The sequence below is a fragment of the Flavobacterium niveum genome (assembly GCF_055231775.1).
In genome coordinates this window covers 1-354 of record NZ_JBUYSX010000021.1, presented here as the reverse complement: position 1 = coordinate 354, position 354 = coordinate 1, and the positions used below count along the sequence as shown (strand labels likewise).

Here is a 354-nt window from a genome sequence, read left to right as displayed (position 1 = left end):
CACGGTAAGCAACCCATTTGGGCAGGAGCAGTCGATTGTGGTACTGGTAGAAGGCTTTGGCGAGTACCAGTACGCACTGAACGAGTACGGCCCATGGCAGAACTCGAATGTGTTCACAGACGTACCGGGTGGTCCACAGACCATCTATGTAAGGGATGCCAACACACTGGACGAAGAAACAGAGTGTGGTACACTGATCATCGAAGACGTAAGCGTGATTGACTACCCTAGGTTCTTCACCCCGAACGGTGACGGCTTTAACGATACGTGGAACATCCACGGTATGGAAGAAGGCTACTCAGATACGAACATCTTTATCTTTGACCGTTACGGCAAGCTGATCAAGCAGATCTC

General features: G+C 50.6%; 1 protein-coding gene. It reads left to right on the top strand.

The annotated features are described in order from the left end of the window. Positions 1 to 354, top strand: a 354-nt coding sequence (locus ACZIX4_RS19955) for a T9SS type B sorting domain-containing protein (protein WP_463337415.1), incomplete at both ends; no start/stop codon positions are given.